General features: G+C 73.2%; 24 protein-coding genes and 1 riboswitch. Of the genes, 12 read left to right on the top strand and 12 right to left on the bottom strand.

Annotated features, from left to right (window positions below):
- Nucleotides 1–32: 32 nt before the first annotated feature.
- From LG632_RS05535 to thrC, 5 genes are all read right to left on the bottom strand, one after another.
- On the bottom strand, nucleotides 33–701 hold the full coding sequence (locus LG632_RS05535) for a phosphoribosylanthranilate isomerase (protein WP_226725672.1): 669 nt from the start codon (nucleotides 699–701) through the stop codon (nucleotides 33–35).
- Nucleotides 702–849: 148 nt separating this feature from the next.
- Nucleotides 850–2,469 carry a chaperonin GroEL gene (gene groL, locus LG632_RS05540; RefSeq protein WP_226725673.1) on the bottom strand — a complete coding sequence of 540 codons (1,620 nt, stop codon included), beginning with the start codon at nucleotides 2,467–2,469 and terminating at the stop codon, nucleotides 850–852.
- A 357-nt stretch (nucleotides 2,470–2,826) separates the two neighbouring features.
- A complete protein-coding gene (locus tag LG632_RS05545) occupies nucleotides 2,827–3,030 on the bottom strand; it encodes a cold-shock protein (RefSeq protein WP_005315736.1) in 204 nt (67 codons plus the stop codon).
- A 382-nt stretch (nucleotides 3,031–3,412) separates the two neighbouring features.
- Nucleotides 3,413–3,691: a MoaD/ThiS family protein gene (locus tag LG632_RS05550; protein WP_226725674.1), complete on the bottom strand. Its 279-nt coding sequence runs from the start codon at nucleotides 3,689–3,691 to the stop codon at nucleotides 3,413–3,415.
- Between the two features lie 38 nt (nucleotides 3,692–3,729).
- A complete protein-coding gene (gene thrC / locus LG632_RS05555) occupies nucleotides 3,730–5,010 on the bottom strand; it encodes a threonine synthase (RefSeq protein ID WP_226725675.1) in 1,281 nt (426 codons plus the stop codon).
- Between the two features lie 17 nt (nucleotides 5,011–5,027).
- Nucleotides 5,028–5,167: riboswitch (SAM riboswitch) on the bottom strand.
- A gap of 202 nt (nucleotides 5,168–5,369) precedes the next feature.
- On the opposite strand from thrC, the gene LG632_RS05560 reads away from it, so the two are divergent.
- Both LG632_RS05560 and LG632_RS05565 read left to right on the top strand, forming a co-directional pair.
- Nucleotides 5,370–6,365 (top strand): glucosyl-3-phosphoglycerate synthase, encoded by a 996-nt coding sequence (locus LG632_RS05560; protein ID WP_226725676.1) that lies wholly within the window; start codon nucleotides 5,370–5,372, stop codon nucleotides 6,363–6,365.
- A 116-nt stretch (nucleotides 6,366–6,481) separates the two neighbouring features.
- Nucleotides 6,482–7,927: an alpha,alpha-trehalose-phosphate synthase (UDP-forming) gene (locus LG632_RS05565; RefSeq protein ID WP_226725677.1), complete on the top strand. Its 1,446-nt coding sequence runs from the start codon at nucleotides 6,482–6,484 to the stop codon at nucleotides 7,925–7,927.
- 27 nt (nucleotides 7,928–7,954) lie between these two features.
- Here LG632_RS05565 and otsB read toward each other — a convergent pair whose 3' ends face one another.
- Nucleotides 7,955–8,830, bottom strand: a complete 876-nt coding sequence (gene otsB / locus LG632_RS05570) for a trehalose-phosphatase (RefSeq protein WP_226725678.1) — start codon at nucleotides 8,828–8,830, stop codon at nucleotides 7,955–7,957.
- Between the two features lie 104 nt (nucleotides 8,831–8,934).
- On the opposite strand from otsB, the gene LG632_RS05575 reads away from it, so the two are divergent.
- Entirely contained in the window at nucleotides 8,935–9,171 is a 237-nt protein-coding gene (locus LG632_RS05575; RefSeq protein ID WP_226725679.1) for a DUF3263 domain-containing protein, read from the top strand.
- A gap of 361 nt (nucleotides 9,172–9,532) precedes the next feature.
- Here the strand turns inward: LG632_RS05575 and LG632_RS05580 are convergent, their stop codons facing one another.
- A complete protein-coding gene (locus LG632_RS05580) occupies nucleotides 9,533–10,831 on the bottom strand; it encodes an extracellular solute-binding protein (protein ID WP_226725680.1) in 1,299 nt (432 codons plus the stop codon).
- Nucleotides 10,832–11,021: 190 nt separating this feature from the next.
- On the opposite strand from LG632_RS05580, the gene LG632_RS05585 reads away from it, so the two are divergent.
- The 3 genes from LG632_RS05585 to LG632_RS05595 all read left to right on the top strand — a co-directional run bounded on the left by LG632_RS05585 (nucleotide 11,022) and on the right by LG632_RS05595 (nucleotide 14,116).
- Entirely contained in the window at nucleotides 11,022–11,954 is a 933-nt protein-coding gene (locus LG632_RS05585) for an ROK family protein (RefSeq protein ID WP_226725731.1), read from the top strand.
- Nucleotides 11,954–13,105, top strand: a complete 1,152-nt coding sequence (gene nagA / locus LG632_RS05590; RefSeq protein ID WP_226725681.1) for an N-acetylglucosamine-6-phosphate deacetylase — start codon at nucleotides 11,954–11,956, stop codon at nucleotides 13,103–13,105. Before LG632_RS05585 ends, nagA begins: the two co-directional genes overlap by 1 nt.
- Nucleotides 13,106–13,198: 93 nt before the next feature.
- Nucleotides 13,199–14,116 (top strand): 1-phosphofructokinase family hexose kinase, encoded by a 918-nt coding sequence (locus tag LG632_RS05595; RefSeq protein WP_226725682.1) that lies wholly within the window; start codon nucleotides 13,199–13,201, stop codon nucleotides 14,114–14,116.
- A gap of 21 nt (nucleotides 14,117–14,137) precedes the next feature.
- On the opposite strand, the gene LG632_RS05600 is transcribed toward LG632_RS05595, so the two are convergent.
- The gene (locus LG632_RS05600; RefSeq protein ID WP_226725683.1) at nucleotides 14,138–15,160 is read right to left on the bottom strand and encodes a carbohydrate-binding protein; all 1,023 of its coding nucleotides are present in this window, start codon (nucleotides 15,158–15,160) and stop codon (nucleotides 14,138–14,140) included.
- 79 nt (nucleotides 15,161–15,239) lie between these two features.
- The gene (gene cdgB / locus LG632_RS05605; protein ID WP_226725684.1) at nucleotides 15,240–16,973 is read right to left on the bottom strand and encodes a diguanylate cyclase CdgB; all 1,734 of its coding nucleotides are present in this window, start codon (nucleotides 16,971–16,973) and stop codon (nucleotides 15,240–15,242) included.
- 249 nt (nucleotides 16,974–17,222) lie between these two features.
- On the opposite strand from cdgB, the gene LG632_RS05610 reads away from it, so the two are divergent.
- The gene (locus LG632_RS05610) at nucleotides 17,223–17,801 is read left to right on the top strand and encodes a flavin reductase family protein (RefSeq protein WP_374203407.1); all 579 of its coding nucleotides are present in this window, start codon (nucleotides 17,223–17,225) and stop codon (nucleotides 17,799–17,801) included.
- A 61-nt stretch (nucleotides 17,802–17,862) separates the two neighbouring features.
- On the opposite strand, the gene arfB is transcribed toward LG632_RS05610, so the two are convergent.
- Nucleotides 17,863–18,288, bottom strand: a complete 426-nt coding sequence (arfB, locus tag LG632_RS05615; RefSeq protein ID WP_226725685.1) for an alternative ribosome rescue aminoacyl-tRNA hydrolase ArfB — start codon at nucleotides 18,286–18,288, stop codon at nucleotides 17,863–17,865.
- A gap of 169 nt (nucleotides 18,289–18,457) precedes the next feature.
- Between arfB and LG632_RS05620 the strand changes: the two genes are divergently transcribed.
- Nucleotides 18,458–19,033, top strand: a complete 576-nt coding sequence (locus tag LG632_RS05620) for a TerD family protein (protein ID WP_226725686.1) — start codon at nucleotides 18,458–18,460, stop codon at nucleotides 19,031–19,033.
- A gap of 108 nt (nucleotides 19,034–19,141) precedes the next feature.
- Entirely contained in the window at nucleotides 19,142–19,657 is a 516-nt protein-coding gene (locus tag LG632_RS05625; protein WP_226725733.1) for a GNAT family N-acetyltransferase, read from the top strand.
- Between the two features lie 81 nt (nucleotides 19,658–19,738).
- Here LG632_RS05625 and LG632_RS05630 read toward each other — a convergent pair whose 3' ends face one another.
- Both LG632_RS05630 and LG632_RS05635 read right to left on the bottom strand, forming a co-directional pair.
- Nucleotides 19,739–21,157: a M1 family metallopeptidase gene (locus tag LG632_RS05630; RefSeq protein ID WP_226725687.1), complete on the bottom strand. Its 1,419-nt coding sequence runs from the start codon at nucleotides 21,155–21,157 to the stop codon at nucleotides 19,739–19,741.
- Between the two features lie 129 nt (nucleotides 21,158–21,286).
- Nucleotides 21,287–21,829: a GlcG/HbpS family heme-binding protein gene (locus LG632_RS05635; RefSeq protein ID WP_226725688.1), complete on the bottom strand. Its 543-nt coding sequence runs from the start codon at nucleotides 21,827–21,829 to the stop codon at nucleotides 21,287–21,289.
- Between the two features lie 418 nt (nucleotides 21,830–22,247).
- Here LG632_RS05635 and LG632_RS05640 point away from each other — a divergent pair, with 418 nt between their 5' ends.
- The 3 genes from LG632_RS05640 (at nucleotide 22,248) to LG632_RS05650 (ending at nucleotide 25,765) form a co-directional block, all read left to right on the top strand.
- A complete protein-coding gene (locus LG632_RS05640; protein ID WP_226725734.1) occupies nucleotides 22,248–23,387 on the top strand; it encodes a sensor histidine kinase in 1,140 nt (379 codons plus the stop codon).
- The gene (locus tag LG632_RS05645; protein WP_226725689.1) at nucleotides 23,384–24,007 is read left to right on the top strand and encodes a response regulator; all 624 of its coding nucleotides are present in this window, start codon (nucleotides 23,384–23,386) and stop codon (nucleotides 24,005–24,007) included. The genes LG632_RS05640 and LG632_RS05645 overlap by 4 nt, the downstream gene beginning before the upstream one ends.
- A 639-nt stretch (nucleotides 24,008–24,646) precedes the next feature.
- Nucleotides 24,647–25,765, top strand: coding sequence for a M4 family metallopeptidase (locus tag LG632_RS05650; protein ID WP_226725690.1), 1,119 nt, complete (start codon nucleotides 24,647–24,649; stop codon nucleotides 25,763–25,765).
- Nucleotides 25,766–25,786: the final 21 nt, after the last annotated feature.

A 25,786-nucleotide genomic window follows, 5' to 3' on the forward strand; every position in this document is an offset into this window, starting at 1 on the left:
GAATGCCCTAGCGAGCGTCGTGATCGAGCGGGTCAGCCCCGGGCCGAGCGCGCCGCCTCGATGAAGGACCTGATCAGGGCCGGGGACTTCACGCCCCGGCTGCTCTCCACGCCGCTGGAGACGTCCACGCCCCAGGCGCCGGTGGTCTTCACGGCCTCGGAGACGTTCCCGGGGGTCAGGCCGCCGGCCAGGAGCCAGCGGCCCTCGGGGGCGGTGAAGGACGGCGCGCCCCAGTTCCAGGGCTTGCCGGAGCCGGGGTCGGGGGCGTCCAGGAGGAGCAGGTCCTCGCCGTACTCGCCGCAGCGCCGCACGTGCTCGGCGGTGGCGCGCAGCAGGGTGCGGCCCTCGGCGCGCAGCGCCTCGTAGTACTCCTGGCCCTCGTCCCCGTGCAGCTGCACGCCGCGTACGCCGCTCTCCTCGGTCAGGCGGCGGACCTCCTCGACGGGCTGGCCCCGGAAGACACCGACCGTGAGCACCCCGGCGGGCACCAGCGCCGCCAGGCGCCGGGCGGTCGGCGCGTCCACGGTGCGCGGGCTGCCGGGGGCGAAGACGAAGCCGACGGCATCGGCGCCGGCCGTGACCGCCACGTCGAGGTCCTGCTCGGTCCGCAGGCCGCAGATCTTGATGAACACGCCGTTCCCGCCGCCCCTGCGCACTTCGCCCGCCGTCCTGTCGCCCGTCGTCCTGTCGCCCGCCGTCATGTCGTCCGCCTCATGTCGTCCGTCCCTCCCGCGTTCCCTCCCATTGCACCAGACCCGCAGCCCGGGAAAGCGCCGAGGGCGGCACCCTCCCCGTCGGGGAAGGGTGCCGCCCTCGGTCAGGCGGAGCAGCCGATCGACCTGAAGTCGATCAGAAGTCCATGTCACCGCCCGGCATGCCGCCCGGAGCGGCCGCGGCCTTCTCCGGCTTGTCGGCGATGACGGCCTCGGTGGTCAGGAACAGGGCCGCGATGGAGGCGGCGTTCTGCAGGGCGGAGCGCGTGACCTTCGCCGGGTCGATGATGCCCTCGGCGATCATGTCGACGTACTCGCCGGACGCGGCGTTCAGGCCGTGGCCGACGGGCAGGTTGCGCACCTTCTCCACCACGACGCCACCCTCGAGGCCGGCGTTGACGGAGATCTGGGTCAGCGGGGCGGCGAGCGCCTTGCGGACGATCTCGGCACCGGTGGCCTCGTCGCCGTCGAGCTCCAGCTTCTCGAAGACGTTGCCGGCCTGCAGCAGGGCCACGCCACCACCGGCGACGATGCCCTCCTCGACGGCGGCCTTCGCGTTGCGGACGGCGTCCTCGATGCGGTGCTTGCGCTCCTTGAGCTCGACCTCGGTGGCGGCACCGGCCTTGATGACGGCCACGCCGCCGGCCAGCTTCGCCAGGCGCTCCTGGAGCTTCTCGCGGTCGTAGTCCGAGTCGGAGTTCTCGATCTCGGCGCGGATCTGGTTCACGCGACCGGCGACCTGCTCGCTGTCACCGGCACCGTCGACGATCGTGGTCTCGTCCTTGGTGATGACGACCTTGCGGGCGCGGCCGAGCAGGTCGAGACCGGCGTTCTCCAGCTTGAGGCCGACCTCCTCGGAGATGACCGTGCCACCGGTGAGGATGGCGATGTCGCCGAGCATGGCCTTGCGGCGGTCACCGAAGCCCGGGGCCTTGACGGCGACGGACTTGAAGGTGCCACGGATCTTGTTGACGACCAGGGTCGACAGGGCCTCGCCCTCGACGTCCTCGGCGATGATCAGCAGCGGCTTGCCGGACTGCATGACCTTCTCCAGGAGCGGGAGCAGGTCCTTCACCGAGGAGACCTTGGAGTTGACGATGAGGATGTAGGGGTCCTCGAGCGCCGCCTCCATGCGCTCCATGTCGGTCGCGAAGTACGCCGAGATGTAGCCCTTGTCGAAGCGCATGCCCTCGGTGAGCTCAAGCTCCAGACCGAAGGTCTGGGACTCCTCGACGGTGATGACGCCTTCCTTGCCGACCTTGTCCATGGCCTCGGCGATGAGCTCGCCGATCTGGGTGTCGGCGGCGGAGATGGAGGCGGTGGAGGCGATCTGCTCCTTGGTCTCGACCTCCTTGGCCTGGTCGAGGAGCGCACCGGAGACGGCCTCGACGGCCTTCTCGATGCCGCGCTTGAGGGCCATCGGGTTGGCGCCGGCGGCGACGTTGCGCAGACCCTCGCGGACGAGCGCCTGGGCGAGGACGGTCGCGGTGGTCGTACCGTCACCGGCGACGTCGTCCGTCTTCTTGGCGACTTCCTTGACCAGCTCGGCGCCGATCTTCTCGTACGGGTCCTCCAGCTCGATCTCCTTGGCGATGGACACACCATCGTTGGTGATCGTGGGGGCGCCCCACTTCTTCTCAAGGACGACGTTGCGACCCTTGGGGCCAAGGGTGACCTTGACGGCGTCAGCGAGCTGGTTCATGCCGCGCTCCAGGCCGCGCCGGGCCTCCTCGTCGAACGCGATGATCTTGGCCATGTGAAGTGGTCCTCCCGGACTGGGGTGGATTGCCTTCGGACCGCGTGGCGCCCGCGACGGACGGCCTGCCGGCCCGGCGGTTCCTTCCCACCGGGGCCCGCGGACCTCACCGACCCGGTCCTCGTCTTTATCACTCTCACCCGGAGAGTGCTAACGCCAATGATTAGCACTCGGGCATGCCGAGTGCAAGCGGCTCCCGCGAACCGGACCCCGCGGCGCGAGCGCGCCACGAGGAGTCGCCCGCACGCCCCCGGCGCCCGGGCACGCGCGAGGGGCCCGCATCTCCCTCCGGGATGCGGGCCCCTCGTGCGTCTGTGTCAGTGGTGGTCGATCGCGTGCGGATCAGCCAGGACTCGATCAAACGGCGAGCTTGACCATGTCCGCCTGCGGGCCCTTCTGACCCTGCGAGATCTCGAACTCGACCCGCTGACCCTCTTCAAGGGTGCGGTACCCGTCCATCTGGATGGCGCTGTAGTGGACGAACACATCCGCACCACCGTCGACCGCGATGAAGCCGTAGCCCTTCTCCGCGTTGAACCACTTGACGGTGCCCTGAGCCATGCCTAACTCCCCTATTACTGGCCCTTGCGCGGGACCACACTTCGTGGTCCCGGGTCAGAACTTGCGTCGGAACGCGTCGACCGCGGCTGAATGTATCTGGACCGACGCTGTCTGCAACAGGTCATTCCGACGAGAAATCTGGACACGCGGATACGCCGAAGAAGCGTGAAAAGTTGGCATATTCCTGGGCAACTCGGACCCGACATATACCGTCAATGCCCCATATCGCTCGCGCACATTGACCCGATGTCGACCATGGCGCGACCCGCTCATATGCACCGGGCAAGAACAGGGGAGGGGACTTCCCCAACTCTACCGCGCCCAACCAAGCAGAATTACCCCCTCCGCTTTCGCGCAGGGGGTAATTCGGAGGTTGCGCGTGTCAGCAGCCGCCGGCGACGGCGGGGATGATCGAGACGCCCGCACCGTCCGGCGTCGCGGCCTGCAGCCCGCCCTCGAAACGCACGTCGTCGTCGTTGACGTAGACGTTGACGAAACGGCGCAGCTTGCCCTGGTCGTCCAGGATGCGCGCGCCGATGCCCGGGTGGTTGGCGTCGAGCGAGGAGATGACCTCGGCGAGGGTGGCGCCCTCGGCCTTCACCTCGGCCTCGCCGCCGGTGTAGGTACGCAGGATGGTGGGGATGCGGACGGTCACGCTCATGGCGCTACTGCCTTTCCGGTAGTGCTGGAGGAGAAGGGTCAGGCCAGGCCGGCGGCGCGGAACGCGTCCAGGCTCGGGCGGATCGTGGCGGTCTGGCCGCTGTCGGCGGCGACCGCCTCCAGGGTCTTGAGGCCGTCACCGGTGTTGAGGACCACCGTGGTCAGGGTCGGGTCCAGGACGCCGTTCTCGATGAGCTTCTTCGTCACGCCGACGGTCACGCCGCCCGCGGTCTCGGCGAAGATGCCCTCGGCCCGCGCCAGGATCTTGATGGCCTCGACGACCTGCTCGTCGGTGACGTCCTCCACGAAGCCGCCGGTGCGCCGGGCGATGTCCAGGACGTACGGACCGTCGGCCGGGTTGCCGATGGCGAGCGACTTGGCGATGGTGTTCGGCTTCTGCGGGCGCACCACGTCGTGGCCGGCCTTGAAGGCCGTCGACACCGGCGAGCAGCCCTCGGCCTGCGCCCCGAAGATCTTGTACGGCTTGTCCTCGACCAGGCCGAGCTTGATCAGCTCCTGCAGACCCTTGTCGATCTTCGTCAGCTGGGAGCCGGAGGCGATCGGCACGACGATCTGGTCGGGCAGCTGCCAGCCGAGCTGCTCGCAGATCTCGTACGCCAGGGTCTTGGAGCCCTCGCCGTAGTACGGGCGCAGGTTGACGTTGACGAAGCCCCAGCCCTCGCCCAGCGGGTCGCCGATGAGCTCGGAGCAGAAGCGGTTGACGTCGTCGTAGTTGCCCTCGATGCCGACCAGGTCACCGCCGTAGACACCGGCCATGACGACCTTGCCCTGCTCCAGGTCGTGCGGGATGAACACGCAGGAACGGAAGCCGGCGCGGGCGGCCGCGGCGCCGACGGCGCCGGCCAGGTTGCCGGTGGAGGAGCAGGAGAGGGTGGTGAAGCCGAAGGCGCGGGCGGCCTCGACGGCGATCGCGACGACGCGGTCCTTGAAGGAGTGCGTCGGGTTGCCGGAGTCGTCCTTGACGTAGAGCTTGCCGGTGACGCCCAGCTCCTTGGCCAGGTTCTGCGCGTCCACCAGCTTGGTGAAGCCCGGGTTCAGACTGGGCTTGCCGGCCACGTCCGCCGGGACGGGCAGCAGCGGGGCGTACCGCCAGATGTTGTCCGGGCCCGCCTCGATGGCCGCGCGCAGGGCCTCCGGGTCGCCGGCCGGGAGTTCGTAGGCCACCTCCAGCGGGCCGAAGCACTCGGCGCACGCGAAGATGGGGCCGAGCTCGAAGCGGGTACCGCACTCGCGACAGGAGAGTCCGGTCGCGGGACCGAGGTCGACGGTGGTGGAGGTTGCGACAGTCTGTGCAGCCATGACGGCGAGGCCCTTTCTCCTCATCTTCCTCGCGACGCACTTCGCCGCGAGACGGATTTGGCACCTTCCCTAGCCGGGGACCTCGCTGCTGCGAGAACCGACTGGAGGGTTGCCGGGGCTTCAACGGGCCGTTTCCCTCTGCCCCTCTGGATGAGCGGTATGGCGCGGGACACCGCGCGCCATGGCGCGTTCCCGAGCGTTTGTGCGTGCGTGGGGACCCCGACATGCGGGGGTCCTCCGCGTTGTTCAAGACTGTAACCGAAGGGTCGGGCTGTTGAGACTGCCGTCCGATCCGCGAGATGGATCACACCGGACGGCACATCCGGACCGCGCACAGGATCACACAGGGGAGCCCACACGTGCTGGAAGAGGTGGAGCGCTGGCTGGCCGACCGCTCCTGGTCCGCTGCCGACCGGCCGCTCGACCAGCTGCTGGAGGCCAAACGGGCGTCCGGCAGCACGGTCAGCGTGGTCCTGCCGGCACTCGACGAGGAGGCCACCGTCGGCGCCATCGTGGAGAAGGTCCGCCGCGACCTGATCGAGGGCCTGCCGTTCCCGCTGGTGGACGAGCTGGTCGTGGTCGACTCGGGTTCGAGCGACCGTACGGCGGCCGTCGCGGCCGCGGCGGGCGCCCGGGTCGTGCGCCGCGACGAGGTGCTGCCGCGGATCCCGGCCCTGCCGGGCAAGGGCGAGGTGCTGTGGCGCTCGCTGCTGGTGACCGGCGGGGACATCGTCTGCTTCGTGGACGCGGACCTGCGGGACTTCTCCTCGGCGTTCGTGTCGGGGATCGTCGGGCCGCTGCTGACCGAGCCGGACGTGCAGTTCGTCAAGGCGATGTACGACCGCCCGTGGGACGGCGCGGCGGCCGCCCCGGGCGCCGTCGAGCAGGGCGGCCGGGTCACCGAGCTGGTCGCCCGGCCGCTGCTGAACCTGCACTGGCCGCAGCTGGCCGGCTTCGTGCAGCCGCTGGGCGGCGAGTACGCCGTCCGCCGCTCGCTGCTGGAGCGGCTGCCGTTCCCCGTCGGCTACGGCGTGGAGCTCGGCCTGCTGGTCGACGCCCTGCACACGGTGGGCCTGGACGCCCTCGCCCAGGTCGACGTGGGCGTGCGCCGGCACCGGCACCAGGACGGGCGGGCGCTGGGCCGGATGGCCGCCGCGATCTACCGCACGGCGCAGCTGCGCCTCTCCCGGGGGCACTCCCCCGGCCACCGCTGGGGGTACCCCCTGGTGCGACCGGAGCTGATCCAGTTCGAGCGGGGTCCGGACGGGTTCGTGCCGCACGCCTATCCGGTGGACACCGAGGAGCGGCCGCCGATGGCCGAGATCGAGGAGTACGCGCTGCGCCGCGCGGCGTGAGGAGCGCCGCCACCGGCCCGCGGGCCGCCCGCGCGCCGGTGGCGGCGTGGCGGACGTCTCGCCGCGCCGGGCGGAACGGACGTTTGAGCGGGAGCCGCCCCGGCTAGGTTGGCCGCATGGCTTCCCAGGTGCTCGTTGCAGCGAACCGCGGCCCCCTGTCCTACGTCCTCGGCGACGACGGCGCGCTGGAGTCCCGGCGCGGCGGAGGCGGTCTCGTCTCCGGCCTGTCGGCGGCCCTCGCGGAGCAACCGGAGGCGCTGTGGATCTGCGCGGCGCTCTCCGAGGCGGACCGCGAGGCGGTGCGCCGGGGGGTGAGCGAGCCGGGCGTCCGCATGCTGGACATCGATCCCACCATCTACGACGACGCGTACAACGGCATCGCGAACTCGGTGCTGTGGTTCACCCACCACGTCCTGTACGACATCCCGCGCGAGCCGGTCTTCGACGCGGAGTTCCGCCGGCGCTGGGAGTCGTACGAGGCCTACAACCGGGCCTTCGCCGAGGCGCTGGCGCAGGAGGCCGCCGAGGGCGCCTCGGTGCTGGTCCAGGACTACCACCTGGCGCTGGTGCCGGGCCTGCTGCGGGTGCTGCGCCCGGACGTGCGGATCGCGCACTTCACCCACACCCCGTGGGCGCCGCCGCACTACCTGCGCATGCTGCCGGACTACGCCCGCGAGACCCTGGTGTGGGGCATGCTCGGCGCGGACCGGCTGGGTTTCCACACCCAGGCCTGGGCGGACGCGTTCCTCGGGTGCACGGACCTGGACGACGCCTGGGGCCGGGCCGAGCCGGGCGCGGACCGGGTCGAGCACCGCCGCTACACGGTGTGGAAGCGGCGCACCACGCACGTGGCGGTGTACCCGCTGGGCGTCGACGGGGACGAGCTGCGGGCGCTCGCGCACCGGCCGGAGGTCGACGAGCGGCTGGCGGCGCTGCGGACGGAGACGGGCGGCTGCCGCACGATCGTGCGGGTCGACCGCACGGAGCTGTCGAAGAACATCGTCCGCGGGCTGCTGGCCTACCGGGAGCTGCTGGCCGGGCAGCCGGAGTGGCGCGAGCGGGTGGTGCACATGGCGTTCGCCTACCCCTCCCGGCAGGACCTCGCGGTCTACCGCGACTACACCGCGGCGGTGGCTCAGCTGTCGGCGCAGATCAACGAGGAGTTCGGCACGGCCGACTGGACGCCGGTCCACCTGCACGTCAAGGACGACTTCGCGCGGTCGCTGGCCGCGTACCGGCTGGCGGACGTGGCCCTGGTCAACCCGGTCCGCGACGGCATGAACCTGGTCGCCAAGGAGATCCCGGTGGTCTCCGACGCGGGCTGCGCGGTGGTGCTGTCGCAGGGCGCGGGGGCGTACGGGGAACTGCGCGAGGACGCGCTGACCGTGAATCCCTACGACGTCACGCAGACGGCCAAGGCCCTGCACCGGGCGCTGTCGATGCCGGAGGCGGAACGGGCCGAGCGGACCAAGCGGCTGGCGGCAGCGGCGACGGCGCTGCCGCCGGCCCGGTGGTTCGCGGCGCAGTTGGCCGACCTCCGGGAGTCGGCGCAGACGTCGTAGGGCGGGGCCTCGGCCCCGGGCGGGATCTCAGTCCCGGCCCGGGTCCTGGGCCCGGGTGCGCAGGGCCGCGGCGAGCCGGGCGAGGAAGTCGGCGACCGCGGCCGGCCCGGCGAGGACCAGGTCCGCGCGGGCGGCGAGTTCGGGGACCTCGGCCGAGCCGCTGCACACCAGCAGGCCCGGGGTGCCGTCGGTGCGGAGCTTCTCCACGGCGGCGTAGGCGGCGAGGTCGCCGAGGTCGTCGCCGGCGTAGAGGACCGCCTCGGCGCCGGTCTCGGCCAGGTACTCGGTGAGGGCCACGCCCTTGTCCATGCCGGGCGGGCGAAGTTCGAGGACGGCCCGGCCGGGCTCGACGATCAGGCCGTGCCGCTGGGCCAGCTCCGCGAGCGGCTCGCGCAGCGCGGCGAAGGCCGCCGCCGGGTCCTCGGCGCGCCGGGTGTGCACGGCCAGGGCCCGGCCCTTCTCCTCGATCCAGGTGCCGTGCCAGGCCCCGATCGCGTCGAGGAACCCGGGCAGTTCCGCGCGGACGGCGGCCACCCCCGGGTGCTCGGCGGGCGCGTGCACGATCCCGCTGACGGCGTCCCAGCGTTCGGCCCCGTAGTGGCCGAGGACGACGAGGTGCTCCAGGCCGGCCACTCCGGCGAAGCCGCCGTGGCGGACGGCGACCCCGGCCGGCCGGCCGGTGACCACGGCCACCGAGGCGACCTGCGGCGCCAGCGCGGCCAGGGCCGGGACGGCGGCGGGGTGGGCCCGGGCCTGGTCGGGGTCGGGGACGATGTCGGCGAGGGTGCCGTCGAAGTCGAGGGCGACCACGGATCGGCGGGGTGCGCGCAGCAGGGCTTGAAGCCCCTCGCGTCCCGCGGCGGTGTCGGGCATCGGCAGTTCGTGCGGATGGCTACTCCCCATGGCTACGACCCTACCGGCGCCGCCGGTCCGCCGCCCAGGCTTCCGCCGGCCCGGCCGTCCGGGTGACCCGGCGGCGTGTCGGTGGTCGGCGTTAGTGTGGCGGTATGACGGACGACGCGCAGCTGACGGCGGTCGAGGCCGCCGTGCTCGCGTACGAGGGGCGGACCTGGCCGGGCCCCGGTGCCAAGGAGCGGGCGATACGCGAGGGCCTGGGCCTGACCCCGGTCCGCTACTACCAACTGCTCAACGCCCTCCTGGACGACCCCCGCGCCCTGGCCCACGCCCCCACGACGATCAACCGCCTCCGCCGCCTCCGCACCACCCAACGCTCCCGCCGCTGACCCCCTGCAGAGGCCTCCGAAGCCCGGCCGGACGGAAACCGCCGGAGACCACACGGGGCGGCGCCTTCGAAGCACGGCCCAGGTCGGGGGCGCAGGGTGGGGGTGTTCGGGACGTAAAGCGTGATTTGTGGCGTGGTCACTGCACGAGCTGCGGAATCAGCCGGAACCGCCATAAATCATGCAGTCCCGAACACCCCCACCCGGAGCCCCCGACCCCCGAAGCCAAGCCCGGAAGCACCGCGCAGCGCGCTCCAGCCCGCCCGCCACGCTCCAGCCCGCCCACCGCGGGGCAGCCCGCCCGCCGCGGGCCCGCCGCGGGGCAGCCCGCCCCACCGGGCAGCCCCCGCCCCACCGGGCAGCCTCAGCGAGGATCGTTCGCCCGCGCAGCAGTCGCGATCTCCGACAGCACGCGGTCCGGGGAGCCCCCCGGAGCCACCGCCTTGCCGATGTTCTGCTTGATGTCCTCGCTCACGCCCGGCCACGACTTCTTGCCCGCCGGGTACAGCCGCGAGCCCGGCAGCGCCTGCAGGAACGTCTTCAGCTGGGCGCTGTTGCCGCCCGTGCTCGCGTTCGTCGCCCGGTAGCCGCTGGTGGTCACCGGCAGCAGGTCGTACGTGCTGGTGAACGCGGTCTGGTTCTTCGCCGTGTACACGAAGTCCAGGAACAGGCCCGTCTCCTTGCGGTGCTTGTTCTTGAACGCCATCATCCAGTCGGCCACGCCCATGCTCGGCTTGTCCGAGCCGTCCACCGTCGGCATCGGCACCATGCCGAAGCGGACCCCCTTGGCCGCGGCCTGCTTCAGCAGCGTCGGGTGCCCGTTGAGCATGCCGACCTCGCCGCGCGTGAACGCGTCGAACGCCGCCTGCCGGTCCAGCTTGCCCGGCTCGACCGGCCCGGTCAGGCCCTGGCCGACCATCCGGTCGCGCAGGAACTCGAAGGTCTTGACGTTCTCCGGCGAGTCGATCGCGTACTGCTCCTCGTTGTCGGTGTAACCGCCACCGCCCGCCAGCAGCCACATCATCGTCTCGGCCTGGGCCTCCTCGCGGCCCAGCGGCAGCGCGAACGGCGTCGGCACGTTCGCCGCCTTCAGCTTCTTGGCCGCCGCCTCCAGGTCCGCCCACGTCCTGGGCGCCCACGGCCGGCCGCCGGCGGTGATCCCGGCGTCCGCGAACAGCTTCTCGTTGTAGAACAGCAGCCGGGTGCTGGCCACGAACGGCATGCCGTACTGCACCCGCTTGACCTTGCCGGCGTCGGCGAGCGGCGCGAGGAAGTCCGCCTCGGTCTGCACGGCGAGCAGCTCGTCGGTGGTGTAGAGCTTGCCGTCGGCGGCGTAGTCGGCGTAGGCGCCGATCTGCGCGATGTCGGGGGCCTTGCCCGCCTTGACCATCGCGGCGACCTTGTTGTCCACCTCCGACCAGGAGTACACGCTCACCTCGACCTTGACCCCGGGGTGGTCCTTGGTGAACTCGCCGGCCAGCTTCTTCCAGTACGCCGCCGACGAATTCGACGGATTGTCGCCGTAGTCGGCCGCCACGACCCGCAGGGTCACCTCGTTGTCCCCCGTGACGCTGCCGCACCCGGCCAGCGTCACGGTCAGCGACAACGCCGCTCCCGTCGCGGCCAGGCCCAGGTAACGATTGCGACTACGGCTCCGGCCCATCACAGCTCTTCGTCCATCCCGACGTTGTACGTACGATCCTCGTAAGGTCTACAGGTCTACACCACTTGAGTTCCGCCGTCACGCCCGATGCCCCGACCTGCGCGCCGACTTTGTATGGCCGCTCAACAAAACCCTGCAATGGACTAGACCTTTCCCCGCCGAGCACGCGAGACTGTCCCCTGTGAAACCCGTGAAACACGTCATCGCCCTCGATGTGGGCGGCACCGGGATGAAGGCCGCCCTCGTCGCCGAGGACGGCACCCTGCTGCACGAGGCGCGCCGCGCGACCGGCCGCGACCGGGGCCCGGAGGCCGTCGTCGAGTCGATCCTCGACTTCGCCGCCGACCTGCGCGACCTCGGCACCGAGACCTTCGGCCGGCCCGCCTCGGCCGCCGGCGTCGCCGTCCCCGGCATCGTCGACGCCGAGAACGGCATCGCCGTGTACGCGGCGAACCTCGGCTGGCGCGACGTACCGCTGCGCGAGCTGCTCGGCCGGCGCCTCGGCGGCCTCCCGGTGGCCCTCGGGCACGACGTACGCACGGGCGGCCTCGCCGAGGGCCGCATCGGCGCCGGCCGGCACGCCGACCGCTTCCTGTTCGTCCCGCTCGGCACCGGCATCGCCGGCGCGATCGGCATCGCCGGCCGCATCGAGGCCGGGGCGCACGGCTACGCGGGCGAGATCGGGCACATCGTGGTCCGCCCCGGCGGCCCCGACTGCGGCTGCGGCCAGCGCGGCTGCCTGGAGACCCTGGCCTCCGCCTCCGCCGTCTCCAGGGCCTGGGCCGCCGCCAGCGGCGACCCCGGCGCCGACGCCGCCGACTGCGCCCGGGCCGTGGCCGCCGGCGACGTACGCGCCCACGCCGTGTGGCGGACGGCGGTCGACGCCCTCGCCGACGGCCTGGTCACGGCGCTCACCCTGCTGGACCCGCGCACGCTGATCATCGGTGGCGGCCTCGCGGAGGCCGGGGAAACCTTGTTCACACCGCTACGGACGGCCGTCAAGGAGCGCGTGACGTTCCAGCGGCTGCCCCACATCGTGCCGGCGGCCCTCGGGGACACCGCCGGCTGCCTGGGCGCAGGGCTGCTCGCCTGGGACCTACTCGCCACGGAGGTAACCGCCTGATGTCCGGACGCGCACACAGCACCGTTCTCTCCGGCGCCAGGGTGGTGCTGCCCACCGGGACCGTCGTCGGCGGCCGGGTGATCGTCGAGGGCGCCCGCATCGCGGGCAGCGCCCCGGAGGGCGCCGAGGTCCTCGACCTGTCCGGGCACTGGATCGTCCCCGGCTTCGTGGACATCCACAACCACGGCGGCGGCGGCGCCTCCTTCACCTCCGGCACCCAGGAGGAGGTCCTGCACGGGGTGCGCACCCACCGCGCGCACGGCACCACCACCCTGGTCGCCTCCACCGTCACCGGCGAACTGGACGAACTCGCCCGGCGCGCCGCGCTGCTGGCCGAGCTGACGCAGGCCGGCGAGATCGCGGGCATCCACTTCGAGGGGCCGTTCATCAACCCCTGCCGCAAGGGCGCGCACAAGGAGGACCTGCTGCGCCACCCCGACCCGGCGGAGGTGCGCAAGCTCGTCGACGCCGCCCACGGCGCGGCCCGCATGTTCACCCTGGCCACCGAACTGCCCGGCGGGCTGGACTCCGTACGGCTGCTGGCCGAGCACGGCGTGATCGCGGCGATCGGCCACACCGACTCCACCTACGAGCAGACCCGCCAGGCCATCGACGCCGGCGCGACCGTGGCCACCCACCTGTACAACGCGATGCCCGGCATGGAGCACCGCGCGCCCGGTCCGATCGCCGCGCTGCTGGAGGACGAGCGGGTCACCGTCGAGCTCATCAACGACGGGGTGCACCTGCACCCGGCCATGCTGGAACTGGCGTTCCACCACGCCGGCGCCGCCCGGGTCGCCCTGATCACCGACGCCATGGACGCGGCCGGCTTCGGCGACGGCACCTACCACCTGGGCCCGTTGGAGGTCGAGGTCAAGGACGGCGTGGCCCGGCTGGTCGAGGGCGGCTCGATCGCCGGGTCCACGCTCACCCTGGACACCGCCTTCCGACGGTCCGTCACCATCGACCGGCTGCCGGTGGAATCGGTGGTCCAGGCCATCTCGGCCAATCCCGCCAAGCTCATCGGCCTGTACGACGAGGTGGGTTCGCTGGAGCCCGGCAAGTACGCCGATCTCGTCGTCCTCGACGAGGACTTCGCGCTCAAGGGCGTCATGCGGCGCGGCGCGTGGGTGGTCGACCCGCTGCGCTGAGCGGGTAGGCGTGGCCGGGTGGCCGGACCGGGGACTGGGCCGGCCGCCCGGACTTTGGCATGATCCCGGCACCGAGATTCTCCGGGGGGTGCCATGATCCTGACCGTCACGCTCAACACCGCGCTCGACGTCACGTACCGCGTGCCGAGGCTGCTTCCGCACACCTCCCACCGCGTCTCCGAGGTGATCGAACGGCCCGGCGGCAAGGGCGTCAACGTCGCCCGGGTGCTGGCCGCGCTCGGTCACGAGGTCACCGCGACCGGCTTCGCCGGCGGACCGGTCGGCGAGGTGCTGCGCTCCCTGCTGGCGGACTCGCCCGGTGTCACCGACGCCCTGGTGCGCTGCTCGGGCACCACCCGGCGCACCCTGGCCGTGGTCGACTCCTCGACCGGGGACACGACCCAGTTCAACGAGGCCGGACCGTTCATCGAGGCCGTGGAGTGGGCGGAGTTCCTCAACGGCTACAACCGGCTCGTCCGCCGGGCCCGGGCCGTCGCCCTGTGCGGCAGCCTCCCGCCCGGCGTGCCGGTCGGCGCGTACGCCGTCCTGGTCCGCACCGCCCGTACGGCCGGGGTGCCGGTCCTGCTGGACACCAGCGGTGAGCCGCTGCGCCGCGGCGTCGCGGCCCGCCCGGAGATCATCAAGCCGAACGCCGCCGAACTCGCCGAGCTCACCGGCTCCCGCGACCCGCTCCCGGCCACCCGCGACGCCCGCCGCCGCGGCGCGCACGCGGTGGTCACCTCGCTCGGCCCCGACGGCCTGCTCGCCGTCACCCCCGAGGGCACCTGGCAGGCGGCCCCACCGCGCACGCTGGCCGGCAACCCCACCGGAGCCGGCGACTCCGCCGTCGCCGGCCTGCTGTCCGCCCTCGCCGAGGGCCTGGACTGGCCCGAACGCCTGGCCCGCGCGGTCGCCCTGTCGGCGGCGACCGTCCAGGCCCCGGCGGCGGGAGAGTTCGACCCCCGCACCTACGAGGAGATGCGGGGGTCGGTGAAGGTCACCCAGCCCTGAGGGGCCGGAGCTCCGTGAGCGCTACATGCGCTCCAGCCACAGCTGGTCGAGGTTGACGTCGCAGGAGTTGCCGGGCTCGCAGGAGATCCGGACGGTGTTGCTGCCCTGCTTCAGGTCGACCTGGACCCAGGTGTTGGTCCAGCCCTTCTCCCAGTCGCCGGGGGCGGCCTTCGCGAAGTTCTTCATGTTGATCTTGCGTAGGTCGGTGGCGTCGTTGAGGCGGAAGCTCATCTCGGCGTCCTTGCCCGGCACCCCGTAGGTCATCTTCAGCTTGTACGTACCGGCCTTCGGCACGTCCAGCGTCCATGTCACCGACGCGCCGGGGTTGTTGAGACCGCCGACGTACAGCCCGTTGCCGCCCTTGGCGCCCTTGATGGTGGACTGCGGGGACGCCCCGCCGGCCAGGCTGAAGCCCGTGCCGCTCGCGTCCGCCTTGGGCAGCGGGGCCTCCGGCGACGCCGACGTGCTCGGCGCGGCGGTCGGGTCCTTGGGAGCCGCCGACGGCGTCTGGCCGCCGCCGGCCTGGTTCTGCGCGCCCTTGTCCTTGTCCTTGTCCTTGTCCCCGCCGAAGGCCAGGGCCGCGCCGATGCCGATCGCGACCGCGGCGACCACCGCGACCGCGGCGATCAGCATGCCGCGGCGGCTGGAGCTGGTGCCGCCGCCGTGGCCGGAGCGCGGCAGCGGCTGCGCCTGCGGGGCCGGGCCGCCCTGCGGCGGGACGCCGTAGCCACCGGCCTGGAGGGTCTCCGGGGCCGGGTACTGGGGCTGGTAGCCCTGCGGCTGCTGCTGGGCGGGGACCTGCCCGCGCTGGCCGCCGTACGTGCGCTCGCCGACGGTCCGCACCTGGTTGTACGAGGTGCGCGGAACGCCGGGCTGGCCGCCGGGGTGACCACCGACCGTCGGACCCGGGTAGCCGTAACCGCCACCGGGCGGGGGCGGCGTGGCGCCGCCGGCCTGGCCGTCCGCGTAGAGGTAGCCGAACGGGTCGTCGTCCTCGGGCTGGTTGGCCCCGCCGTTCCGGCCGTTGTTCGCGGGCGTCGTCATCGCAGGTCACTCCTTTCGACCCCCGGGAGCCTACCTCGAACAGGCGCACCCCCGGTGATCCACCGGGGTCACCGGGGGGTCATCCGGCGCGCCGGTGCGCCTTGGAACGCGACCTTTTCTCGATGTACATCCGCTGGTCGGCCGAGCGCAGCACTTCCTCCGCGGACATCCCGCAGGACGCCCAGCCGATGCCGAAACTCGCGCCCACGCGGACCGCGCGGCCGTCCACCCGGATCGGCGGGATGATCGCGTTGCGCAGCCGCACGGCGAGGTCGGCGGCGTCGGCCGCGCCCAGGCCGTCGGCGAGCACGACGAACTCGTCACCACCCAGCCGGGCGACCGTGTCACCGTCCCTGACGCCCGTCGTCAGCCGCCGGGCCACCTCGATCAGCACCGCGTCACCGGTGTGGTGGCCGAACCGGTCGTTGATCGACTTGAAGCCGTCGAGGTCGCAGAAGAGGACCGCGAGCCCCTTGGTGCCGTCGTCGAGGTCGGTCGGCGCCACCGTGTGCACGTGGTGCTCGAACGCCCCCGGGACCGGCCCGGCACCGCCCGGCGCGTCGAAGGCGGCGTGCGCCTCGAAGGACCCGTGCGGCTCGTAGGGGCCCGCCTGCTCGTAGGAGCCGTGGCCGCCCCGGTAGCCGGCGTCCGACGGGAACTCGTGCTCGCCCCCCTCGCCCGCCCGGCTCTCGTACGCCGCGTCCAGCGCCTCCACGGCGGTCGCCCGGGCCGCCTGCGGCCGGCGGCACAGCCGCGCCGAGAGCCGCGAGCGCAGCTCGGCGCTGTTGGGCAGGCCGGTCAGCGAGTCGTGGCTGGCGCGGTGGGCGAGCTGGAGCTCGTGCCGCTTGCGCTCCTCGATGTCCTCGACGTGCGTGAGCAGGAAACGGGGCCCGTCGGCCGCGTCGGCGACGACCGAGTTGCGCAGGGACACCCACACGTACGTGCCGTCGCGCCGGCCCAGGCGCAGCTCGGCCCGGCCGCCCTCGGCGGAGGTGCGCAGCAGCGTGCCGATGTCCTCGGGGTGGACGAGGTCGGAGAAGGAGTAGCGGCGCAGCACCGAGGCGGGCCGGCCCAGCAGCCGGCACAGGGCGTCGTTGGTGCGCAGCAGCCGGCCGTGCTGGTCGCCGCCCATCTCGGCGATCGCCATGCCGCTGGGGGCGTACTCGAAGGCCTGCCGGAACGACTCCTCGCTGGCCCGCAGCGCCTGCTGCTCGCGCTCCAGGCGGACCAAGGCGCGCTGCATGTTCGCGCGCAGCCGGGCGTTGCTGATCGCGATGGCCGCCTGGAAGGCGTACATCTGGAGCGCCTCGCGGCCCCAGGCGCCCGGGCGGCGGCCGTTGCGGGGCCGGTCCACCGAGATCACGCCCAGCAGCTCGCCGCCGGCCGCGTACATGGGCGCGTAGAGCCGGTCCTCGGGGTGCCACTCGTCCTCGAACCGGGGATCGGGGCCGTCGGTGTGCCATTGCGGCACGTCGTCCTCGATCAGCACCCAGCCCTCGGTGTGCGGGATGAAGCGCAGGTCCCCCCACGACTCGCCCATGGTCAGGCGGCGCTCCCAGGAGGCTCGGGAGCCGACGCGGCCGGTGATGAGGGCCTCTGCGGCGGGGTCACCGGCGAAGGCGGCGACGACGAGGTCGCCGTCGGGGCGGACGAGGTTGACGGCGGCGAGCTCGTAGCCGAGGCCCACGACGATGCCGTCCACGACGGTCTGCAGCGTGTCCGCCAGGCTCCGCGCCGTGTTGAGCTCGGCCACCACCTGGTGAAGCTGCCGCAGGGTCGTAAGACGGACGTACGGCTCCGACTCGGTCTCCATCGTTCGCTCTCCCCGAGACCTCGACAGCAACTCCAGGTTCGTCATCGGCGGTTCGTTGCGGTGTCCCGTCCACTGAATCACAGTGAGCTGTTCCCCAGGTACACAGGGTCAACAAATCTTGCTCTCTGTGACTCAAGTCACACGATCGGATCATAGGAGGAGGGCAGACCTAGGGCCGCGGTCGCGGGTCGGGCTCGGGCCGGGGCCCGATGTGGGGCACGGGACGCCGAGGCTAGCGTCGGGGACGTGCTGAAGACGAGCCCCTCGAACACCCTGGTGCAGCCCGGTCCGGGACCGAAGCCTCATCCTGAGGGGGTGAGCAACGACGAGTTCCGGGCCGCGATGTCCCGCCTGGCTGCGGGCGTGGTGCTGGTCACCGCGCACGAGCCGCCGCTGACCGAGGACGGCCCGCGCGGCGAGGACGTCGGGATGACGGCGACGGCCTTCCTGTCGGTGTCCCTGGACCCGCCGCTGGTCCTGGTGAGCCTGCGCGAGGGCTCCCGCATGGACGACCTGCTGGCGGAGCAGCCGCTGTGGGCGGTGTCGGTCCTGTCCGACCACCAGCGGCAGGTCGCGGGCCGGTTCGCCATGAAGGGCCGGATCAGCGACCGGCTGCTCTTCGCCGACCTCCCCCACACGCGCGGCGCCGCCTCGGGCGCCCCGCTGATCGACGGCGCCCTGGCCACGCTGGAGTGCCGTACGGAGTCCCGGGTCGCGGCGGGCGACCACACGCTGGTCATCGGCCGGGTGCTGAGCACGGCCCTGCCGTCGCCGGAGGCCTCGCCGCTGACGTACTTCAGGGGGCGCTACCGGCAGTTGGGGGCGTAGGGGCGCGGGAGCGGGCGCTGCCGTGCGGCCCGGGCGCGGACCGGCTCGGCGCCCGCGGGGGTCACCAGTCGCGGGAAGAGCGGTTCCGCTTGGTCTCGGAGCGGGCCTTCTTCTCCCGCAGGCGGCGTTCGTTGATGCCCCGCGGGATCTTCGTCGGGCGCCGGGGCTTGGGCGGCGGCGCGGTGGCCTCCGCCAGGAGGGCGGCCAGGCGGACCGCCGCCATCTCGCGGTTGCGCCACTGGGAGCGGTGCTCCGAGGCGCGCACGGTGAGCACGCCGTCCACCAGCCGGCCGGCCAGCCGCTCCAGCGCGCGCTGCTTCCACACCTCCGGCAGCGCCTTCGTGGCCCCGAGGTCGAACAGCAGCTCGACCCGGCTGTCGGAGGTGTTCACGTGCTGACCGCCCGGCCCCGAGGAGCGGGAGAACCGCCACGACAGTTCGGCCTCGGGCAGCACGACCGAGCCGCGGATGGGATAGGGACCAGGCATGACCCCATGATTCCGCCCCGGCCGCCGCCGCGTCACCCGCATTTCCCCCGAGTTCGACGACGGGGAACCGGCCCGGCCCCTCCCGACGTTATGGGGATGAGCGGTAACTTCACCGCGACAAGCCCGCCGCGCGAGCGCGGGCGGGAGCGAATGAGGAAAGGGACATCCCATGGCTGTAAGCCTGTCCAAGGGCGGCAACGTCTCGCTGTCGAAGGAGGCTCCTGGCCTCAGCGCCGTCACCGTCGGCCTCGGCTGGGACGTCCGCACCACCACCGGCGTCGACTTCGACCTGGACGCCTCCGCCATCGCGGTCAACTCCCTGGGCAAGGTCGTCTCCGACAGCCACTTCGTCTTCTTCAACAACAAGTCCACCCCGGACCAGACCATCGTCCACACCGGTGACAACCGCACGGGCGAGGGCGCCGGCGACGACGAGGCCATCAACGTCAACCTGGCGGGCCTCCCCGCCGACGTCGACAAGATCGTCTTCCCCGTCTCGATCTACGACGCCGAGTCCCGCTCGCAGAACTTCGGCCAGGTCCGCAACGCCTACATCCGCGTCGTGAACCAGGCCGGCGGCGCCGAGATCGCCCGCTACGACCTCTCCGAGGACGCGGCCACCGAGACCGCCATGGTCTTCGGCGAGCTCTACCGCAACGGCGCCGAGTGGAAGTTCCGCGCCGTCGGCCAGGGCTACGCCTCGGGCCTGGCCGGCATCGCCCAGGACTTCGGCGTCAACGTCTGACCCCACCGGGCCCGGCGGCGGTGCTCCGGCACCCGCAGCACGGCGGAAGCCCCCTCCCGGCCGTCCGGGGAGGGGGCTTTCGCCGTCAGCCGCTAGGGTCGGCCGGTGATGCTCGAATCCCTCTCCCCCCCGGACGGCACGCCGTGCGGGCCGGTGCTCGACGAGGTCACCGCGCTCTACGCCTCCAACCGGGCGTTCTTCGAGCTCAGCGGCGACTTCCCCGACCCCGCCCGGATCACCTCCGGCCAGGTCGCCCGGGCCCTCGCCGCAGAGCTGGCACAGCCCGGCGCCGAAGTGCTGCTGGCCCGCTGCGGCGGCCGGCTCGTCGGGCTCGCCGCCACCTTGGCCCACCACCCCGACCCCGCCGCCGGGGACCCGGACCCGTGGATCGGCCTGCTGCTGATCGAGGCCGGCGCCCACCGGCGCGGCCACGGCCGCGCCCTCGCCGGCCGGGTCGAGGACCGGTTCCGCGCCGCCGGGCGGGACGGCGTACGCCTCGCCGTGCTGGACGACAACCCCGGCGGGCTGGCGTTCTGGCGGGCGCAGGGCTACGCCTTCCTGCGCCACGCCCGCGACCTTGAGCGCGGCCGGGCCTGCACGGTGCTGCGCAAACCCCTGGCATGACCCTTCCGGGCCGCGGAAGCCGGTGCCCGGGGGCGGGGCGGAGGCGGAGGCGGAAGCGGAAGCGGGCGTCCGGGGCGGAGGTCAGCGGCGCGGTGCCTTCGGCCGGTCCTGCCCGTACAGCCAGACGTCCCACACCTCGTCCAGGTCCTGCCCGGTCCGCTCCTCGGCGTAGGCGGTGAAGTCGGCCGTGGTGGCGTTGCCGTGGCGGCGCTCGGCCGCCCAGCCGCGGACCAGGTCGAAGAAGGCCTCGTCCCCGGCCTCCTGCCGGATCCGGTGCAGCACCATCGCCCCGCGGTAGTACACGGGGGCGTCGGAGATCCGCGCGGGCCCCGGCGGCACGGCCGGCGGGAACGCCGCCCAGTCCTCCAGGGCCGAGGGATCGACGTCGGTGTCACCGTCGAGGAAGGCCTCGAAGCGCTCCTGCGCGCGGACTCCCCCGTGCTGCTCGCTCCACAGCCACTCGGCGTACGTCGCGAACCCCTCGTTGAGCCACATGTCCTTCCAGGACGCGGGCGAGACGCTGTCGCCGAACCACTGGTGGGCCGTCTCGTGCACCACCAGCTCCACCTCGGGCGCCCCCGAGTACACGGGCCGGGTCTGGGTCTCCAGCGCGTACCCGAGGGTGCCGGAGCGTTCGACGATCGCCCCCGCCGAGGCGAACGGGTACGGGCCGAACAGCCGGCTGCCCCAGTCCACGACCTCCGGCAGCCGCTCCAGCGCGGGGGCACTGCCGGCGGCCTCCTCCGGGACGACCGCGTTCAGCACGGGCACACCGCCCGGGCTGCGGGTCGTGGAGATCTTGTAGCGGCCGATCGCCGCGGTCGCCAGATAGCTCGCCATCGGCTCGGCCGCATGCCAGGCGAAGACCGTACGGCCCTGCCCGTCGTCGGCGCGGGAGCGCAACTCGCCGTTGGACACCGCCTCGTAGCCCTGCGGCACGCGCAACGTGATGTCGTACGTCGCCTTGTCGCTGGGGTGGTGGTTGCCGGGGAACCAGGCCATGGACCCCACCGGCTCACCGACGCCGACCGCGCCGTCGTCCGTGCGGATCCAGCCCTCCTCGGAACCGTCGCCGTCCTCGACGGTCCGCGGACGTCCGGCGTAGCGGACCTCGGCGCGGAACTCCTCGCCCTTCTCCAGCTCGCCCGCCGGACGGATCGTCAACTCGTGGCCGGTCCGGTTGAACCGGGCCCCGGCCCCCTGCACCGTCACACCCTGGACGTCGAGGCCGTCGAGGTCGAGGTTGAAGGAGCTCAGCCCCTGCGTGGCGGTGGCCGTCAGCACGGCCGTGCCGGACAGCCGGCCGGTGTCGGGCTCGTAGGTCAGGTCGAGGCCGTAGTGCCGGACGTCGTACCCGCCGTTGCCGGCCTTGGGGAAGAACGGGTCGCGCAGCCCGGACGCGCCCGGCCGCCCCTGCACCGTGGTGCCGGTGCACGCCGTGGTGACGGCGAGCAGGGCGACGACGGCGGGGGCGGCGAGGCGGAGCGCGCGGTGGACCACGCGTCCGATCCTAAGCGCCGGGTACGACGCGCACGGACCGGACGGGACCGGACCGGACGGGAGTGGACCGGACCGGACGGGGCCGGAGCGCACGGGACCGGACCGCACAGGACCGGACCGCGGCAGGGGCTAGTTGTTCAGGGAGTCGACGCCGGCCTTGGCGTACTTCTCGTCCAGGTCGCCGCTCGGCGCGCCGGCCACACCGATGCCCGCGACCGGGGCGCCGTCCTTCTGGACGGGGGCGCCGCCGCCGAGGAACAGGGTGCCGGGGATGTCCTTGAGGTTCGGCGCCTGGGCGAGGCGGCCGACGAGCACGGAGGTCGGGGCGTTCCAGGACACCGCGGTGAAGGCCTTGCGCTGCGCGGACTCGTACGACTGCGGGCCGGCGCCGTCGCCGCGCAGGGTGACGATCGTGTTGCCGTTGCGGTCGACGACCGCGACCGTCACCTTCTGGTTCTCCTTCTGCGCCGCCTCCAGCGCGGCCTGCGCGGCGCGGGTCGCGGCACCGATCGTCAGGTGCGTGCTGGTGGTGAAGGTCTGGTCGTCGCTCTTCTTGGCGACGGCGGCGGGCGCGGAGGCCGGCGCGGCGGTGGCACTGACGGCCCCGAAGGCACCGGCCCCCAGGGCGACGGCGAGGGCGGTACCGGTGAGGACGCGGGTGCGGTTGTTCATGTCGGCATCTCCTGTGACGGGGACGGGCTCGGTGCTCCGCCTGCTGCACCTCCATGCTGGGTCCGCACCCCCCGCCCGCCGGTCCCCGGACCGGCTGCCCCCGGCTGCCGCACCGGATGACCCCGGGGTCATCCGATCGGTCGATGCGCGCCCGGGGCACAGGGCTTTGGCTGGACGTCGAGGGGACGTCGGACGCAGGACGACGACGTGGGACGTCGACGTGGGTCGTCCACGCGGGTCGTCCACGCGGCGCGACGGCCCGGGGCGTCCGCACCGGACGACGACGCCGGCCCCGCTTCGTCGCCGCGAGGCCCCCGCCGGCGCGCCGGGGGAGGATGGTCGCAGGCAGGCGCACCAGGAGAGAGCAGTGAACGAAGTGAACGCCGCGGGAGAGCGGACCCGGGTGCTGGCCGCCGTCATGCACACGGCGTTCTTCCTGCTGCTCGGCGCCTCCCTCCTGCGCTTCCTGCTGCGCCACCCGGGCGAGCCCCGCACCCCCTGGATCATCGCCCTGAGCCTGGCCCTGGCCCTGCTCTACGTCCTCGGACCCGCCCTCGGCGCCGCACCGACCCTGCGCCGCCTGCTCTGGCTCGGCCTGGTCGTCGCGACCTGGCTGGTGCTGGTCGTCCTCGCGCCCAGCTTCGCCTGGTGCGCCGTACCGCTCTTCTACACCGCTCTGCGCACCCTGCCGCCGCGGGCCGCGGTCGCCCTGGTCGCCCTGCTCACCGTCTTCGTCGTGCTCGCCCAGCTCGAACTGGCCGACACCTTCGACCCCAACCTGATCGTGGCACCGCCTGCCGTCGCCGCCATCGCCACCGCCGTCTTCATCCACATGGAACGGCAGAGCCAGGCCCAGCGCGGCCTGATCGACGACCTGATCCGCACGCGCCGTGAGCTGGCCGCCACCGAACGCCGCGAGGGCACCCTCGCCGAGCGGCAGCGCCTGTCCATGGAGATCCACGACACCCTCGCCCAGCACCTGTCCAGCCAGCAGATGCTCCTCCAGGCCGCCGACCGCACCTGGGACACCGACCCCGCCACCGCCCGCGCCCACGTCCGCACCGCCACCGGCATCGCCGCCCGCGGCCTGGCCGAGGCCCGCCGCCTGGTGCACGACCTGGCCCCGCCCGAGCTGGCCGGCGGCGCCGGACTGCCCGACGCGCTGCGGGCCCTGGACGCCGGACCCGACATCACCGTCCGCTTCCACCTGGAGGGCACCCCCGTCCCCCTGCCCGACCGCGCCCAGTCCGCGCTGCTGCGCATCGCCCAGGGCGCGCTGGCCAACGTACGGGAGCACTCGCACGCCCGGACCGCCGCGCTGACCCTGTCCTTCCTCGGCGACCAGGTCGTCCTGGACATCGCCGACGACGGCCGCGGATTCACCGCGCCGCACCCCAGCGGCACCGACCGCGGCCACGGCCTGCCCGCGATGCGCGCCCGGGCCGGCCAGCTCGGCGGCACCCTGACCGTGGAATCGGCGCCCGGCGAGGGAACGGTCCTCTCGGCGGCCATTCCCCTGGACAGCACCCCGCACCACAGAACGGACCCCGGGCCATGACGACGATCCTGCTGTGCGACGACCACGTCGTGGTCCGGGCCGGCCTGCTGGCACTCCTCGGCAGCGAACCCGACATCGAGGTCCTCGGCGAGGCCGGCAGCGGCGAGGAAGCCGTGGCCCTGGCCGCCAAACTGCGCCCCGACGTGGTCCTCATGGACCTCCAACTCGGTCCGGGCATCGACGGCGTGGAAGCCACCCGCCGCATCACGGCCCTGCCCGAGCCTCCGCACGTCCTCGTCCTGACCACGTACGACACCGACGCCGACATCACCCGTGCGATCAACGCCGGGGCCACCGGCTATCTGCTGAAGGCCGAGCGGCCGGAGGAGCTGTTCGCGGCGATCCACTCCGCGGCCCAGGGCCACACCACCCTCTCGCCACCGGTCGCCAACCGTGTGATGGCCCAGATGCGCGGGGCGCGTCCCACCCTGACCGACCGCGAACTGGACATCCTGGGCCAGCTCGCCCACGGCCTGGGGAACCGGGAGATCGCCCGGGCCCTGTTCATCAGCGAAGCCACGGTCAAGACGCACCTGGGCCGCATCTACGACAAACTCGGCGTGGACACCAGGGCTGGCGCAGTTGCGGTGGCCAAGGAGCAACGCCTTCTGCCGTCGTAGCCGAGCCGGGCCGGGCTCCGCTCCGGCTCGGCTGCGGTGGGGCCGGGTCGGGCCAGCGGCCGGGCTACGACAGAAGCGGCCCCTGTCCCCGGGCCAAGCCGGGCCGGGCTCCGCTCCGGCTCCGCTGCGGTGGGGCCGGGTGGGGCCAGGGGGCCGGGCTGCGGCAGGAGCGGCCCGCGCACCCCGGCCAGGCCGAGCCGGGGCGCTCCGGGTCGACGTCAGGGGGCCGGGGGCTCCGGGTGGGGGTGTGCGGGACTGCATGATTTATGGCGGATCCGGACGATCCAGCACCTTGCGCGGCGGTTACGCCACAAATCACGCTTTACGTCCCGCACACCCCCACCCTCCGCCCCCGACCCAGCCGGGCTACGACAGGAGCGGCCCCTGTCCCCGGGCCGAGCCGGGCCGGGCCCTGCTCCGGCTCCGCTGCGGTGGGCCCGGGTCGGGCCAGGGGGCCGGGCTGCGGCGGGAGCGGCCCCTGTGGTGGGGGGTCGGGCTGGTTCGGTCGGTGGAATCCGGTCGGGGCAGCCCTGTCTTCGGCCAAGCCGGGCGCCAGCCTTGTCGTGCACCTGCCGTATGCGGCATTCCGCTGGCAGCCTCGCCAGGGCCACCCACGGCCCACCCCGCGAAGGAGCCAGAGTGTCCCACCCGCACTCCCCGCGCCCCCGCCCGGCAACCCCGGTCGCCCTCGCCCTGGCGACACTGGCCGCGGCCTGCCTGGCCACGGCGACCCCCGCCGCGGCGATCCCGGCGGCGGCAGCCGCCCCCGCGCCCGGCCCCGCCCTCGGCACCGGCCTGAGCCAGCACGCCGGCGCCGTCCCTCTCACCACGTACTGGACCGGCACGACCTACCAGCTCCGCGACCCCACCCGCGGCGACACCCGCACCCTCGACGCCATGAACCAGAGCACCGGCTCCGGTGGCGTCCTGTTCACCGACCCCGACAACACCTGGGGCGACGGCACCCCCGCCCACCGCCAGACCGCCGCCGTCGACGTCCAGTACGGCTCCGCCGTGACCTGGGACTTCTACCTGGCGGCCTTCGGCCGCAAGGGCGTCCGCGGCGACGGCCGCGGCGTCACCTCCCGCGTCCACGTCGGCTCCGCCCACCCCGGCGCCCACTGGGACGACAGCTGCGGTTGCGTCGGCTACGGCGACGGCGCCCCCGGCGGCAAGGCCCCCACCTCGCTCGACATCGTCGGCCACACCCTCGCCCAGGGCCTCGTCAGCAGCACCGGCAACCTCGCCTACAGCGGCGAGCCCGGCGCCCTGCGCGTCGCGACCGCCGACATCCTCGCCGCGGGCGGCGAATTCTTCGCCGACAACCCCACCGACGTCGGCGACTACCTCTTCGGCGAGCGCCTCCAGCCCGACGCGCCCCTGCGCCGCATGGACCGCCCCAGCTCCGACGGCCGCTCCCCGGACTACTGGTCCAAGGACATCGGCCGGCTCGACCCCTACGCCGCCTCGGGTCCGGCCCGCCACTTCTTCTACCTCCTCGCCGAAGGCAGCGGCACCAAGACGATCAACGCGGTCACCTACGACTCCCCCACCCACGACGGCTCCCGGCTCCCCGGCATCGGCCGCGACAAGGCCCTGCGCATCTGGTACCGCGCCCTGACCCTGAACATGACCTCCACCACCTCCTACGCCGGCGCCCGCACCGCCACCCTGCGCGCCGCCACCGACCTCTACGGACCCGCGAGCCCGGAGGCCACCGCCGTGGCCGCCACCTGGACGGCGGTCAACGTCCGCTGACCCCCGGCCGGGGCGGACGCC

The organism is Streptomyces antimicrobicus (assembly GCF_020532625.1).
GTDB lineage: Bacteria > Actinomycetota > Actinomycetes > Streptomycetales > Streptomycetaceae > Streptomyces > Streptomyces antimicrobicus.